This window comes from Oleidesulfovibrio alaskensis DSM 16109, from assembly GCF_000482745.1.
Lineage (GTDB): Bacteria > Desulfobacterota > Desulfovibrionia > Desulfovibrionales > Desulfovibrionaceae > Oleidesulfovibrio > Oleidesulfovibrio alaskensis.
In genome coordinates this window covers 175,587-189,961 of the sequence record NZ_KI519494.1, presented here as the reverse complement: position 1 = coordinate 189,961, position 14,375 = coordinate 175,587, and the positions used below count along the sequence as shown (strand labels likewise).

Annotated in this window: 16 protein-coding genes; 1 reads left to right on the top strand and 15 read right to left on the bottom strand. The window is 63.7% G+C overall.

Features of this window, described 5'->3' with window-relative positions; all coding sequences use genetic code 11:
* Positions 1 to 21: 21 nt before the first annotated feature.
* Positions 22 to 534, bottom strand: coding sequence for a gamma-glutamylcyclotransferase family protein (locus H586_RS0112845; RefSeq protein ID WP_034619284.1), 513 nt, complete (start codon positions 532 to 534; stop codon positions 22 to 24).
* Here H586_RS0112845 and H586_RS0112840 point away from each other — a divergent pair.
* Positions 528 to 899: a four helix bundle protein gene (locus H586_RS0112840; RefSeq protein WP_200903569.1), complete on the top strand. Its 372-nt coding sequence runs from the start codon at positions 528 to 530 to the stop codon at positions 897 to 899. The two genes, H586_RS0112845 and H586_RS0112840, sit on opposite strands and share 7 nt — an antisense overlap.
* Positions 900 to 927: 28 nt before the next feature.
* Here the strand turns inward: H586_RS0112840 and H586_RS0112835 are convergent, their stop codons facing one another.
* The 14 genes from H586_RS0112835 to H586_RS0112770 form a co-directional block, all read right to left on the bottom strand.
* Complete coding sequence (locus H586_RS0112835; protein ID WP_027182252.1) at positions 928 to 1,707, bottom strand: glucosamine 6-phosphate synthetase; 780 nt, start codon at positions 1,705 to 1,707, stop codon at positions 928 to 930.
* Positions 1,692 to 2,213: a DUF5049 domain-containing protein gene (locus tag H586_RS0112830; protein WP_027182251.1), complete on the bottom strand. Its 522-nt coding sequence runs from the start codon at positions 2,211 to 2,213 to the stop codon at positions 1,692 to 1,694. The genes H586_RS0112835 and H586_RS0112830 overlap by 16 nt, the downstream gene beginning before the upstream one ends.
* A gap of 100 nt (positions 2,214 to 2,313) precedes the next feature.
* Positions 2,314 to 3,150, bottom strand: a complete 837-nt coding sequence (locus H586_RS19230) for an amidoligase family protein (protein ID WP_234702965.1) — start codon at positions 3,148 to 3,150, stop codon at positions 2,314 to 2,316.
* A gap of 249 nt (positions 3,151 to 3,399) precedes the next feature.
* Positions 3,400 to 3,657 carry a hypothetical protein gene (locus tag H586_RS0112820; protein WP_027182250.1) on the bottom strand — a complete coding sequence of 86 codons (258 nt, stop codon included), beginning with the start codon at positions 3,655 to 3,657 and terminating at the stop codon, positions 3,400 to 3,402.
* Between the two features lie 12 nt (positions 3,658 to 3,669).
* Complete coding sequence (locus H586_RS0112815) at positions 3,670 to 7,218, bottom strand: DUF4815 domain-containing protein (protein WP_027182249.1); 3,549 nt, start codon at positions 7,216 to 7,218, stop codon at positions 3,670 to 3,672.
* A 15-nt stretch (positions 7,219 to 7,233) separates the two neighbouring features.
* Positions 7,234 to 7,767: a hypothetical protein gene (locus tag H586_RS0112810; RefSeq protein WP_011366999.1), complete on the bottom strand. Its 534-nt coding sequence runs from the start codon at positions 7,765 to 7,767 to the stop codon at positions 7,234 to 7,236.
* A gap of 12 nt (positions 7,768 to 7,779) precedes the next feature.
* The gene (locus tag H586_RS0112805; protein WP_027182248.1) at positions 7,780 to 8,241 is read right to left on the bottom strand and encodes a hypothetical protein; all 462 of its coding nucleotides are present in this window, start codon (positions 8,239 to 8,241) and stop codon (positions 7,780 to 7,782) included.
* On the bottom strand, positions 8,228 to 8,359 hold the full coding sequence (locus H586_RS21140) for a hypothetical protein (RefSeq protein ID WP_267878774.1): 132 nt from the start codon (positions 8,357 to 8,359) through the stop codon (positions 8,228 to 8,230). The genes H586_RS0112805 and H586_RS21140 overlap by 14 nt, the downstream gene beginning before the upstream one ends.
* Before the next feature lie 4 nt (positions 8,360 to 8,363).
* The gene (locus H586_RS0112795; protein WP_027182247.1) at positions 8,364 to 9,353 is read right to left on the bottom strand and encodes a hypothetical protein; all 990 of its coding nucleotides are present in this window, start codon (positions 9,351 to 9,353) and stop codon (positions 8,364 to 8,366) included.
* A gap of 10 nt (positions 9,354 to 9,363) precedes the next feature.
* Positions 9,364 to 9,957, bottom strand: coding sequence for a hypothetical protein (locus tag H586_RS0112790; protein ID WP_027182246.1), 594 nt, complete (start codon positions 9,955 to 9,957; stop codon positions 9,364 to 9,366).
* Between the two features lie 10 nt (positions 9,958 to 9,967).
* The gene (locus H586_RS0112785; RefSeq protein WP_027182245.1) at positions 9,968 to 11,542 is read right to left on the bottom strand and encodes a phage tail protein; all 1,575 of its coding nucleotides are present in this window, start codon (positions 11,540 to 11,542) and stop codon (positions 9,968 to 9,970) included.
* Complete coding sequence (locus H586_RS0112780) at positions 11,542 to 12,951, bottom strand: baseplate J/gp47 family protein (protein WP_027182244.1); 1,410 nt, start codon at positions 12,949 to 12,951, stop codon at positions 11,542 to 11,544. Before H586_RS0112780 ends, H586_RS0112785 begins: the two co-directional genes overlap by 1 nt.
* A 99-nt stretch (positions 12,952 to 13,050) precedes the next feature.
* Positions 13,051 to 13,479, bottom strand: coding sequence for a GPW/gp25 family protein (locus tag H586_RS0112775; RefSeq protein WP_027182243.1), 429 nt, complete (start codon positions 13,477 to 13,479; stop codon positions 13,051 to 13,053).
* Positions 13,479 to 14,369, bottom strand: coding sequence for a hypothetical protein (locus H586_RS0112770; RefSeq protein ID WP_027182242.1), 891 nt, complete (start codon positions 14,367 to 14,369; stop codon positions 13,479 to 13,481). The genes H586_RS0112775 and H586_RS0112770 overlap by 1 nt, the downstream gene beginning before the upstream one ends.
* Positions 14,370 to 14,375: the final 6 nt, after the last annotated feature.

Genomic DNA, 14,375 nt, shown 5'->3' with positions numbered 1-14,375 from the left:
GATAAGGCCGCAAAGATCGGTTCACGGGCGTAACCACTGGCCACTGGCGACTCTTTCCGCGTAAGGCGGGCATGGAATCCAATAGGTCCAGGCGGGAATCGAGGTGCGCCCGCACAGCACCGCCACCATCACCCGCTTGTACATGCTGTGCCCGCCGGGCCGGAAGCCTTCCAGCCGGTCGATGGGCGGCAGGTCGCGTTGCGGGTCGGTGAAGGTCACCAGCTCTCCGTGGATCAGATTCCAGTCGCCGGTCGGGCGTCCGAAGCACGGCGTGCCGATCTCCTGCTGTCTGCGGGCGTCGGCCAATGGATCAACACTGCCCCGGGCCAGGATCAGGCCTTCCGGCACCTCGATGGCCGGGAACCCGGCGTGGAGATGGTAGAGCCTGCCCCAGACCACGGCCTGTTCGATGCTGCGGGCCTGGGCGCAGAAGCGCTGATGGTTCCAATAGCCCCGTTTCAGGGTGCCGTAGACGAAGAGCCGAAACAATTGCGGATTGGGGATTTCGGATTGAGGATTGAATGAAAATGTCATATGTTGCCTCCATGAATGCTGATGAGTTCAAAAACAGAACCAAAACTTTCGCGATCAGGGTGATCCGGTTGGTGGAAGCGTTGCCGAAAAACCAGACCGCGAAAGTTATTGGAAACCAGTTGCTCCGCTGTGGCACCTCGGTTGGCGCGAACTATCGGGCCTCCTGCCGCGCCAAATCCCCTGCCGACTTCATCGCTAAGATGGCCATCGTCGAGGAAGAATGCGATGAATCCATCTACTGGATGGAGCTGATCGCCGAAGCCGGTTTAATGAACGAGAAGCGCTTGACCGATCTGAAAAACGAAGCAAATGAAATCCTTTCCATGGTCGTCGCCTCCATAAAAACCGCCCGCTCCCGCAAGTAATCCGCAGTCCGCAATCCGAGATCATCAATCAGCTCGTCCCTTTGCGCTCCTGGGGTATGAAGCGGAATTCGCTGTTTTCGATGGCCCGCACATCCTTGTGGCGGATGGTGAGCATGGTCATGGGCGGCACCTCCAGCTCGCGCCAGCCCGGATCAAAGTCCACGGCAAAGTCGATGAAGGCTGGCTCCGAGGCGTAGAGCACCACCCGGTGCTGGCGGTGGATGCGCAGGCAGAGTGGCTTGTTGCCCTTGAGCACGGTGATGGTGCCGGGGTCGAGCCGCGAGGCCAGCACGGCACTCATCTGGCCGCGACAGAGGGCAAGCGCCTTCTTCAGGCCCTCCTGGTCGATGGGGCCTTCAGGCGCGAAGCGGTCGGCCAGGCGGAAGATCAGCTCGCTGTCCACCTCGGCATAGCGCGGCAGCCCGAGACGGCGGAACAGATAATCGGCGTTGTAGATGGTGCCGTTGTGAGTACCGATGACGATCCCGGCCCGAATGGGATGGTTGTTGCGGTTGTTGAACTCGTTGCCCCGGGTGCGCCAGCGGGTATGCCCCATGAGGATGGTGGTCTCGTTGTCGACCTGCCCGAGCAGCTCCTGAAACGGCTTCTCGTACACCAGCTCGTGCGCCCGCATCGGCCGCTTGAAGATCCGGTGGCTGCCGTCGGTCTTGAGCCAGGCCAGACCGGAGGCGTGCGGGCCACGCTCTTCGCTGTGCAGCAGCATGCGGATGAAGAGCTCGCACAGGTAATCCCGCTCGTCGGGCCTCCTGCGCTTGCGGCCGAAGATGATGCCTACTTGTCCGCACATGGAGCCGGGTCCTCCTTGCCGCCGAAGTTCTTGCCGAGCGGTCTCGTCCCCTCGAGGACGAAGGCCGCGTATTCGCGCCGGTGGTCAGCCAGCCACTCGGCCACCTCCGGGTAGCCCATCTCGGCGATCAGCCGGGTCACCTCCGGGTGATCGAGCATGTTGGTGCGCCCGGAGAGCCGCACCGTCTCCAGGGCTTCGAGGAAGCGTTCCGGCCAGGGATCGCTGGCCTTGTCGTCAGGCAGGAACTCGATCAGGCCGTGCCGCGCCAGACGGGTGAGAAACTCGGCGGCCGCAGCGGCGGCGTCCTCCGGCAAAGGCTGGGTCGGCCCGCCTTCGATGCCTGAGAGCACCTCGGTCATGTAGTCCCGGGGTGCTCGGCTGGCGGTAAACGGCGTCTGGCCGCGCATCAGCTCGACAACTTCGAGGCAGTCGGCGGCTTGCAGGGTTTCCCCGCTGCCGGGGATCGGTTCGCCGGAAAGCCGGGTGGAGCGGATCAGAATCTTCATGGGGCACCTCCTTAAACAGTGAGGCCGGGCTACGATTGCTGAATGCGGATTTCGGAATGTGGATTAGGCACAGTCCTGTTTTTGATGTCCTGATTGGTTTTCACAATCCGCAATCCCAAATCGCCAATCCCAAATCAATTGGGCCGAGGTGGAGCAGGAAGACCCGGAAGTCGTACTTGGCGCTCTGGGGATCGAAATCCCGCTTGCGGCTGGAGGCTGCCCGACCGTTGAGCGCCTTGGCGGCGACGGCGAGGCAGAATTGCAGGTAGGCTTTGATCCGTCCCGCATGGAGGGTCGCCTCGAACCAGCGGAACTCCACCGTGCCCCGGTACCAGACGTTGTGCAGGTTGACCCCGTGATAGCGGCTGTTGTCGTAGTGCTGGGGCTGGCGGTTGTGGTAGCCGTACCAGATGCGGTTGAGCTGGTCCTTGGTGCGGGGGCGATGCTGTTCGATGCGCTGGATCAGCTCGTCGCTCACCGGCCGGGTGTAGCGGTTGAGCCGGTCGCGGCTGATGCCGAGGGCGTGGAGAATCAGCGGCTCTTGCTTGTAGATGATCTTGGCCAGGTTCCCCAGGTGCCTGCCGTCGAAGGGCGCGGCGTCGATATGGATGTGGATGCCGCACTGGCTGTTGATCTTGCCCCCGGCGCGGCGGATGGCCCGGACCGCCTCCTGCAGTTGCGGGATGTCGTCGTAGCCGAGCACCGGGCTGACCACCTCGGCCCGCAGGTGGGCCGGGACGCTGGTCAGGGAGGCATCCCCCACCACTTTCCAGACGCGGCCGCGCAGGTCCTCGACCTCCCAGGGGTCATAGCTGCTGGGGATGCCGACATGGCGGACCGTGCCGCCCACCACCGAGTGGATGGCCCAGGCGATCTGCTCCCGGGTGCGTTTTACGGTCTCGATCTCGATCCCGTAGTGGATCTCTTTCAGGTTCATGCGTGCCTCCGTCGTTCATGGCGCTTCTAAGTCGTTGTCTGGCAAGGCTTTTTAGCCTCTGCTTACACCATGAATGAATGCTTCTTTCCGGACACAAATCAAGTAGAAGAACAGCCGAAGCCGACATTTAACACGTTTATTTTCAATGACTTGCGAACTTGGCCGGATTGGGCGGCGCACAGACGGAAGAAACCCCGGAACGGGCTGGCCGTATCCGGGGTTTCTGGATTGGCGGTGGCAGCGAGCGGGTCAGCCGGAGGCGGTATCAGAGGTGATCAGGCTGGCGTGCAGCTCGAGGTTGCGCGACTCGTCGGCCCGCATCCGCGAAAGCCACGCCGTGAAGGCCTCCGCTTCGTCGGCCGGGAGCTTTGACGCCCGCTCCAGCCGCGCCAGGCGCTGGTGCAGATTCTCCAGCAGGCCCAGGACGTGGTCGCGGATCAAGCCGTCGCGCTTCTCTTGCGGCGTGGGGATGAACTCGGTCAGGCCGCCTTTGCGTCGAACGATCATGGCCGTGCCTCCTTAGCTCAGGGTTGCGCCCAGCGAATGGATGCGCGGGTAGATCAGCGGCGTGCCGGTCATCTCGGCCTTGTAACGGACCTTGTTGCCGGTGTTGTCGGTGAAGGTTCGCACCAGGGTGTACTCGGTCCAGTTCTCGTCGATGGGCCGGGTGTCCTGGACGGTCATCGCCTCCCAGGTCAGGCCGCCGTCGTTGCTGGCGAACCATTGCAGGGTGGTGCCGCTGGGGATCTGCATCTGCACATAGGCCTTGGTCGATTCCACCCCCTGGGTCAGCTCGTTCTCGCGGGTCAGATAGGCCCCGGTGGTCTTGTTGAGGTAGCCCACCAGGTTGACGTCGCGGAAGTTGATGGCCGGGGTGTCGTTGGAGAGCGAGCTGCTCAGGCGTACGCGGATCTGGACCCGGGTGGCGAGGTTGGGCAGCCGTTCCTCCTCGGCCGGAACCATGGCGTCCCAGGTCACGCCGCCGTCGGTGGAGTATTCCCAGTCGAGACCGGTACCCTGGGGGATGGCCGAGTATTCGTCGAGGTTGATGTCGGAGAACTGCACGCCGGTGATCGGCTGAAAGCGAATCATCCCCTCGGACTGGAAGTTGTAGCCGTAGATCTTCATCGCCAGGTCGGAGCCGTTGAGCGGCGTCCAGGTCTCGGCGTTGGAGCTCTCCAGCAGCACGCCTTCCATATAGGTCTGCCGGGTGATGATGCCCCAGCGGCCCATCTTGCCCAGGGTGGCGGTGCGCACCTTGTAATTGGTGCTGTTGGTCAGCAGCACCACGGAATAGCTGGTGTTGGCCTCGGCGTAGAACGGGTCGTCGAAGCGAATGCGGGTCTCGCCGCTCAGGCTGATCTCGTTCGGGGCCAGCACTTTCTCGGCGAACACCACGCCGTTGGGCAGACCGGTGGTGACGCCGCGAATCTGCACCGTGACCGGAATGCTCGGGTCCCTGGCGGTGAACTGCAGTCCGATGCTGGAAATCACCTGGTTTTGGGTGAAGCTGAAAGTCTGGGCCAGCGGATCGCGGGGCACGAAGATGGTCTGGGTGCGCCAGACCACCTGCACCACGGGCACGCGGATGATGCGGTTCTCGATGATGCGCTCGATACGGGTGATGACCAGCGGATCGTTGATCTGCAGGCTGGCCCGGGCCGAGTAGACGCCGTCGGCCATCTCCACGATCCGGTTGCCGTTGCGGGCGTTGGTCGGAATGGTGAAGGAGGCGCTGACCCGACCGGCCTCGTCGCTGATCAGGTTGCTGGCCATCACCTGGCCGTCGCAGCGCAGCACGATGCCGGATTTGCTCGGGGTGAAGTTGATGCCGGTGACGGCGATCCCGGTTTGGCCGCGCCGCCCGAGGTTGGGCGTGATCTGCAGCATGGCCGGGGGCTTGTCGAACACGGCGTAGGGGTTGATGTTCCGCTCCTCGGACCAGTCGTTCTGTTCCACCAGCACGGTCTCGTTGCCCGGCAGTAGCGCCAGGCTGCCGAAGAAGCTGGCATTGCTGCCCGCCTGATCGACCGAGAGCACCGTGGAGTGAGGAATGCGGTCCGGCGCGACGAAACGGGCGATCTCGTTGACTCGGGCGTCCCATTCGGCGTGGTAGATGTCTGACTGGGCGGTGTTCGAGAAGTCGTCCGAGTAGATGCCTTTCTTGGTCTGGGCGTCCCGGTTCTGCAGCTCGTTGTTCATCTGGTACTGGGCGTCGTTGTACTTCAGGTCCTCGACGTCTTGGATGATGTCGTGGATCTGGTCCATGGTGATGCGGGTCAGGCCGAAGTTGCGGATCTCCATGTCGGTGGAGTTGGGCGGGCAGTCGATGCTGCACAGCCCCAGGGCGTTTTCCGGCACGATGGGCAGCTTCGGGAAATCGGCCGGAGCCCCTTCCAGCCGCTTGATCTCGGTGGTGGTGGCGTAAACGATGTCGCGTCGACCGAGGTAATAGTCGTAGTCCAGGCTGCAGTTGGAGCCGTTCACCGGCTGATCGCCGAGGTTGCCGCGTCCGAAGTTGATCACGTTGAGGTTGCCCAGCTCGAGCTGCACTGGCGACATGGTGAGTCCGGCCGTGTTGGTGGCCGGAGGCGAAGCGGTGCCGATCTCCTCGACGCCGTCGTCGACATAGGAGAGCGCCTCGCTGCCCAGTTCCATCAGTCGCTTGTAGTCGGTGCGTGCGCCGTTGGTGGCGGCCCGGTAGACGCGATAGCCGGTCGCGCCGCTGACCGGTAGCCAGGAGAGCTTGTTCATCTCCCCGGCGGTGGTGGCCCGGGCAACGACCGCAGCGGCGTTGAAGGCCGTCTCGCCGGTGGCGTTGTAGGCGGTCACCAGATAGAAATAGTTTCCGGCCGCCGGATGGTTGGCCTGTCCGAACCAGCCGCTGTCCACGTAGTCGGTGCCCTTGACCATCTGCTTGGTGTAGGTCCAGCGCACCGTGTAGGTGGTGCCGATGGCCGGTTCGTTGCCGGAGCCGAGCCAGTCGACATGGTTGCCCGACTGCTGCCAGTCCACGCCCTCCTGGAAGATGGTCGCCCCCTGGCTGACCTCGAGGATGTCCACCACAGGATTGGGATCGAGCAGGTCTTCGCCGCCGCCCACCGAGCCGCGAGTGACGTTGCGGGTGATCTCGACGATGGCCTCCACCTGGGTCGTCTCCTTGAGCGGCGTGGAGTTGACCGGATAGCGACGCTTGTTGATGTCGAAGGTCTTCTGCTCGCCGCGCACCGACTTGGTGGCGATGGATTTGGGCACCAGGGTCGAGGTGGGCAGATCGCGCTGATGCCGGAAGCCCTGGATGTAGGCGCGTCCGGCGTTGGTGATCGCCTCCACGCTGTCGTCGTCGACGCCGCCGATGAAGGTGTCGAAGCCCCGCACCAAATAGCTTCCGGCCTGATCGAAGGTGCGCTCGGCCAGATTCTGAATCAGGGAATTGAGCCCCTCGGCGGCGGCGAAGGAGAGCTGGTCCTCGGTGATCGAGGAGACGGTGATCCGGCTGCCCGGCAGCGTGCCCAGCAGATCCCGCAGGTAGAGGTTTGATTTCTCCTGCACAGTGGGCGTGACGTCGCCGCTCTCGCGGTCGAACTTGTAGATCGGGATCACCCGGCGCTCGGTCACGTTGTTGGGCAGCGTCTGGCCGCTGGTATCCGTCGCCTTGAGGGAGAGCGCCCATTTTTCCCGCTCGGCGGTGGGCTCGCCGGTGGCCGGATTGATCAGGGCCGGGTCCTGGGTGTAGCCATAGTTGTACTTCAGCAGCTCCACATAGACGTAGTCGGCCCCGCTGGTGGTGGCCGGATCATAGGTCAGGGTCGCGCCGCTCACCTGTTCCAGATGACCGTCGATGTAGACCACGCCCGGAGCCAGGGTCAGGACGTTGGCGGCCGCGCTGACCTCGAGGCCCATGATGATGGAGCCTTCCTTGAACAGGATGTCGGCGATCTTGCGCCGCTCCAGGTTGATGATGTCCTGCTGCTCGTTGAGTTCGGAATCCAGCAGGTCGCGATCCTGATGGTAGCGGATGCGCTTGTAGTTCTTGGTCGGGTCGAATGTCTCGCGTGAGATGCTCATGTTTGAATCCTCCAGTTAGATCTTGATGATCCCGACCAGCTCCACGCGGGTGTCGGAAATCTTGTTGAAGTCGGGAATGTTTTTCACCTCGTACAGGTAGCCCGGGCGCAGCACCTCGCCGGTCGGATTGGTGTCCTGATGGAACACGCCGCCCATGGCGAGATCCCCGGTGACGCTTTGCACGTACTGCACGTCGCCGCCGAAGAAGCCGTATTCGCGGATGGTGATGCCGTTGGCCTCTGCCTCGTCGAAGCGAAAGAAGATGCCGATGGTGTTGGTCTCCTCGCCGGTTTCGAGATAGCGCACGCCGTTGACCAGCAGCGCCCCTTCGGCGTCCTCCTTGAGGAAGGTCCGCTTGTAGTAGCACTTGCGGGCGCGTTCGTTTCTGAGCCCGGTCTGGCCGATGTCCGGCGCGGGCGGATTCTGCGGGTCGCTGAAGCTGGCATCCCCGTCGCCGATGGCGCAGTGGGTGATGCCGTCCACGGCCTGGCCGAGGAGGAGTTTGGCCGTCAGTATCCGGCCGGTTTTGACGATGAGTCCCAGTGCCATTGCTGTTCTCCTTTAGGTCTGAATTTCGTGGTCTTGATCGATGAGCACCGCGAACAGGATCTGGCGCGTGTCGGCCAGCATCCCGGCCGGGATCGCGATGCGCTGAACGGTGTCGGATAGACTGATGTGTGCGCCGGACGTCCGGACGCTGGTGTCGATGCTCCGCAGCCAGGGGCGCGTCACCCGCACCGCCGCGTCGGCATCGACGCCCAGACGGCCATGGACGACGAGCCACAGGTCGGTGTTCCGGTTCAGGCGGTTGTTCACGCGAAGCGCGAGGTCGGACCGACGTTCGAGCCGATGGGCGACCCGTACTGCGCTGTCGGCCCGGATCATCACCGTGCGCCTGGCCGGTGCCCCGGAAAACAGCTCGAAGAGCGCTCCGGGTTGCGCCGCGCCGATGGCGAGCAGATCCGGCCGCCGGATGCCTCGGCGGGTGGTAATGGATGCCAGTTGTCCCTTATGCACGGCCACGGCGAATCCTCCCGCTGAGCTTGAGCGCCTGGCCCCGGTTCATGGACAGGAGCGTTTCCGGGCGTCGCTGGCCGGTGATCGTGGTGACGAATTTGAGCTTTCCGCTATGCGTTGCCATGGCGTTACTCCTTCACCGCGCACCAGCCGCCGGTGGTCAGGTTGAACACGCGGTAGCTGTCCGTTCCGATCTGGATGGTGTCTTCAGAGGCGACGTTGCCGCCGCCCACGGCGAAGATCTCGATGAGTTCGCCGCGCAGTTCCTGGTAGGCGGCGGAGCCGGACATCGAGGCGAGCCAGGGAAAAAGGATGGTGGTGCCGTAGCGCATTTCCGGATCGGTTTCGCCCTGGAGACCGCCGTGGGCCGCGCCGCAGCGGCCCTGCTGGCCGGACGCGGAGGTCCAGCCGTCGAACTTGTTCACGGCGTAAAATGTGCCCGGCGCGTTGTAGTAGCTGTTGATGACCGGCTGCGGGTCCTCGCCGATCTTGGCTCCCGAGGCGTAATCCCGAACGAGAGTCTCGACGGTGATGGTGTTCGGCGTGGCAGCGGTGTCGATGGCGCTCACCCGCACGCGTTCGATGCCCGCGTCGTCCTTGATCACATAGTCCTGTCCGGGCGTGACCACGGTGGCGTCGTTGACCTGAATCACCACGCCGCTTCCGGCGGTGACCGCCGCCTGCGTGAGCGCGACGGCCCCAGACCAGAACCGTTTCAGCAATCCGCTGTAATGGCCGTAGTAGGTGGAGACGAGCTTGGTGACCACGAAGACGTGATCCAGATCGGCGAACAGCCAGAAGATGAAGTCGGCGCTGTCCTCCACCCGCAGGTAGGTGTAACTGGTGTGCGAAGCCTCGTTGACGCCGGTGTGGGTGGCAGCAATCCAATACTGGAATGCAGCGACGTGAATCCGCCCGGAGGTGGTGCTGATACGGAACTGTAGATAGACGTCCTCGGCCCCGGATTCCCCTTGCGACTTAAAGACGAAATACGGCTGCGAGTCGGCCGACTGGTCGTCGTGCAGGGTCCAGCCGGTGGTGGTCACCAGGAAGGTCCGCAGTTGATTGAGCAGGTCGAGCCGACCGTGGGCGAGTCCTTGAATGCTGTGGTATGCCATGGCGGCCTCCTTAGAGAATCGGGTTTTCCGTGCCGGTCAGGCGCAGCTTGATGTCGAGTTTGTTTTGCACCGGGGTGCCCGGGAGCACGGTGCAGCGCCGCCAGAAAGACAGCGTCTGCTGGAAGGCCTTGTCGCCGAGATTCAGCGGTGCGCCCTGGGTGGCGGTGTCGAGTCCGGCCTGGGTCAGGGCCAGGCGGTACCAGACCGATTCGTCGGTGCCGGTCTCATCAATGGGATCGAGCACCAGCCCGGTGTAGTCGTAGCCGGAATAGACGGTCGTTCCGGCGTCGTGCGCGGCCGGAGCGGTGTTGGCCACGCCCCGCTGCACGGTGAGATTGGCGGTGCCGCCGCCGCTTTCGATGAGCATCTGCTCGCCGTCGATGATGATGAGTTCGCCGTCGGCAAAGCGCGGTTCGGCCAGGGCGATGGAGGTCTGCGCCGCGTCGATGGCCGAGGCAAGGCCCGTCTGCTCGTTGGCGACGTAGAGTTGCCGATCCTTGATGTCGCCATCGGTGCCGTTGTAGCTCTCGGCCTCGGGGCGGCTGAAATCCCCCTCGGAAATCTGCTGAGTCAGCGCTTCGTCAAGATAGAGGTGAATCGCCATGGGTTCTCCTTCAGGTGGGCCACTGGGTGGCACGATAGTTATTGGTGGCGGCCTCGAACCCGGCCTGCGTGGGTGCGTGCAGATCCTGCTGACGGAACAGCCAACGGTAGGACGGCCGCGACCAGCGGAATCCGGCCTGGTTGAGGCGCATGCGGCTGACGCGCATCGGGCGGGTCCGATCAACGGAGAGGCGCAGGCCGGTGGTGTTGAGCGGGCTCGCGCCCAGCTTCATGGTCTCGACCCGATGGCGCTGGAGAGAGCCCGTGTCCACGTAGACTTCAAGCGAGGCCCGTTCGCCGGTCAGATTCGCATTGCTCAGATACCGGGTGTTCAGGGTGTTCGCGTTGAGCCGGAACACAGGCCCTCTCCGCCGCCATCGGTCGATCCGGTCGACGGCCAGGGTGACGTCCGCGTCGCAGCCAGCAGTGGAGGCGAGCAGCAGATTGCTGATGCCGCCCTGGTTGGCGGTGAGGTCGAGACCAGTGTTGAGCCTGGCGCGGCCAAGCTGGAAGCAGAGGCGGTGACGAGATTCCAGCGGCAGGCGCAGGTCGTACTTGGCCTCCGCCCGTTCGACCGGTTCCGCTTGCGTGTCGAAAAAGAAATCCTTCTGCCGGAAGCAGTAGCGCAGCGCGGTCTCGCCATGGGTCAGCGGCTTGCGGTTGAGATGGCTCTCGCCCAGCCCGAAGCCGCTTTCCAGCACATCCCCTTCGAAGTCTCGGCCGGTGTAGATGGGCGTGCAGAAGGAAACCCGATCTTCGCCGACGCGGGTGTGCGGCAACCGCCAGTCGTTGAGGGCCTTGTGGTTCAGACGCATCCGGTTCTGGCGGCCGTGAAAACGGGAGACCTTCACGGCGGCCCGGTCGATCTCCGGAATCATCTCCGTGGTGCTGGTGAGCTGCAGCAGCTCCCAGGCCCTCTGCTTGTTGGTCAGGTGACGACAGGAACCGAGCGAGGAGCGGCCAAGGACGAAGGTCTCGTCGAGGAACGCCAGCACGATCCTGCGCACGGCGTTGGCATGCCCGAAGTCGAGCATCGCGCCGCCTTCGATCCATTCCAGGAGAAACTGGAGCCAGAAACAGCGGGTGCCCGCCGGGTGGTGAAACACCAGGGCGTCGCGCAGCCCCTCGGTCTGGTTGAGACACAGCACGCGAAACACGCCGAGGCTGAACACCAGCCCGGGTAGTTTGGCGCTGCTGAGTCGGGAGCGGGCATTGAGACGCAGCGCCGAGCGGAAGGTTTCCTGGAGTTCCCCCTGCCAACCGAGCGCGTCGAAGTCGCGTTCGATGGCCGGAATGGTGCCCTTGCGGCGATAGATTTCGACCGCCTCCCGCACGCGGCGGCGCTGGCAGTTCGGCGAACAGGTGCCGTCCACTTCGAGGCCGACGAGCCTTGCCAGCAGCGGCAGGAAGCGCTCGTCGCAGTGATCGACGTCGAAGATGGTCGGGAAATCGTCGATGGCCTGCTTGAGCTCGTCGAGCGTTCCGGCGGGAAGGCTCAGAAAGGTGCGCAGGTCACCGGCCTCGTCGTTGTGCTCGTAAAGCGGCGGCAGTAGGCCGAGCAGATTGTCCTTGAACCAATCCGACATCAACCAGCCCTCCGCAGATCGAGGTTGACGGTGCCGAGAACCGGGATTTCGCCATGGCGCAGCTCTATGTCCTGCTGGGGCGCGTAGAGATGCATGTGGCTGACGCCGCGCACGCCGTCGATCAGGGCCACCAGGTCGGAGAAGTGAATGGTCTGGCCAAAGGAGACTTGGTCGAAGGAAAAGAAATCGGAGAGCGCGGCTTCGATGCGGCTGCGCACATTTTCCAGCGGTTCACCGGGCCAGATGTAGACCTCGGCGTCGATGGAAACGGGGCGGTAGATCGGGTCGAACAGGTTGATCTCGACCGTGATGACCTTGCGGCGTTCGAGAAACTCGGCGAGGTCCCGCTTGAGCAGCGCCGAGGGCATGCCGCCGCCGTTGGGGGCGATAGCCAGTTGGACGTTGTAGTAGCGGATGTTCTGGCAGGCATTGGTGTCGAGCACCTTGGCCTTGGCGACGCCGGGGTAACCTTCGGCGAGCGCCTGGTAATCCTCCAGGGTGACGGCCTTCCAGAGACTGCGCAGCTCCGCCGGTGCCTGTCGGCGGGCGTGTTCGAGGGCTTCCCGCGAAGCGCCGCCGGTGGCGGGCACCGGGTTGGTGACGGTCAGGGAGACCTGGCCGCCGTCGAGGTAGACCGGGCTCAGCAGTTGGATGATCCGGTTCGGACCGAGATTGCCCTGGTCTCCGATGGTCTGCAGATAGCTGACGGTGATGGCGCTTCCCTGAGCGGGTACAGCGCCGCTTTGCCCATCGCCGAAAATCAGGGTAGAGATGTCGAGGGCGTCCAGGTCGGCCATGAAATGGCGGCTGTCGGCCAGGCTGTCCTGGAAATGATCGACCTCGCTCCAGGCGTCGTCCCCCACCGAAACGGTGATGGTGCCCTGGGCGATGACGTCGCCGGTCAGGCGGATGCGCTGGAATGGCAGCCCCGTCGAAGTGAAGGTCTCGGTGCGGCGCACGCCTTGCCGGGCCGAGATGTCCACCGAGAGCACGCCTCGCGGGATCAGACCGTCCTCGACCGTCTCAAAATCCGCTTCGCCGTCACTCAGCAAGGCGCGGCAGGCTGTCCCCGCCGGAATGATCAGGTCCTTGCCGAGCGGGACGGAGAGCCGAAAACGCAGCGTGGTGGTGGAGGCCACCGGCGAGTCCAGCCGGTAGCCGATGAGCTTGCAGAGGTTGATGACGTTCTGGCGCTGGCGGGCCGTGGGCAGAAAGGCCTCGGCCGCCTGGGCGTCCAGGTAGTAGGCCAGCATGTCGCCCACGCCGCAGAACAGATCGAGCAGGACGACGCCGAGATCGGAGTGGTTGAAATCGGTCCAACGGTCGGTGAGCTGCGGGATTTTCGCCAACAGCTCCTGACGGATCGATTCGTAATCCTTGTTGATGTATCCGATGCTTGCGCGGCCCATGGTCTCTCCGGTTTTCGGCGGTTACGCAAGAGCGCCTGATGCTCTCGCCACGCCGGTTACTTACCGGAAGGGACATGGATGTGTCGGAGACGGGATGGTTCAGCGAGCGGGGCTGGCTGGCGCTTCCCTGTAGAAGGGATAAACCAGATTCCCTTCCACCTGGCTCTGGATCACCCGGTAGGCGATATGCACCAGCAGCAGGTTGCCGTCGATGTTCAGCGGCCGGTCGTCGAAGTGTACCTCCGTGATGATCACCCGCTTTTCCCAGCGCTTGATGGCGTCGATCACGTAATGGCGCAGCAGGCCCTTGAGCACCTCGTCGTTCTGTTCGAACACCAGATCCTTCAGCCGGGAGCCGAACTCCGGATTCATGAACCGTTCGCCGATCCGGGTGCCGAGGATCTGCAGGATGCTTTCGCGGATATGTTCGTGCTCCCGCGAGGTGGCGGCCGAGATCTGGGTGCCGCCGGATAGCGACTGAAACCGGAACGGGTAACGCAACCCCTTGCCGAGAAAGTCGTAGCTCATCAGGTACGCTCCACGCAGTCGATGCCGCACTGTCCTGAGCAGCCATTTCCCGGTGCGCCGTCGTCGACGGCTTCTCCCAGGAATCGGATCACCAGATCCAGTCCGCTCTTGAGTCCCAGATGGATGGTGCCGTCCGCCTCGATCAGTCCGCCGTGGCCGGACTGGCCGCACTGGAATCCCTTGGCTCCCCCGGAGAGCAGACGGACAGCGATGGTTTCGCCGATGCCATCGATGCGGCCGATGCCGATGATGTCAATAGGTCCGGCCGGGTTGATCAAGGTGATGAACCGTTCTCGGTGATCGACATCGAGACGGATGCCCTCGGGCAGATTCACAGCGAAGCGCTCCGCGCCCATGGCGGTCGGCTCGATCCCGGCGGGCAGTCCGCTGATACCGGCTGCCTCCTGGGTCGAACGCAGATAGGACTCGACCAGGGTGTAAAGGCGTCCCGGGGCGACCTCGATGGTCGTGCCGGGTCCGGGGGTGATGACCTGCTGTTCCCCGGCGTCGATGACGCAGATTCGCTGGTCGTCCGTGGTTCGCAGGATCATGCCGTCGGGCAAGGTGAAGAGCCGGTTGCCGTCCGGCAGATCCCGGGGTGCTGTGCCCGCAGGCAGTTCGACGAAGGGATAAAAATCGGGCTCCGGCTCGATCTGTACCTGCTCCAGGTACTCCTGTGTCCTGGCCTGCTGGGCCTCAAGATAGGCCTGGGCCTGTCCACGCATCGCCTCCGAGGCGGCGTGACCGGCCTCCAGCAGCGTGCGGATGCCGGAAAGCTCTTCACGGATGCCGGACAGGTGATCGCAGAGCGCCCGCAGCACATACTGTTGTTCGCCGGAATCGGTCTGTTCGATGGTGGCCTGCAAGTCGGCGGGTTCTTCGGAAATCATGGAAAA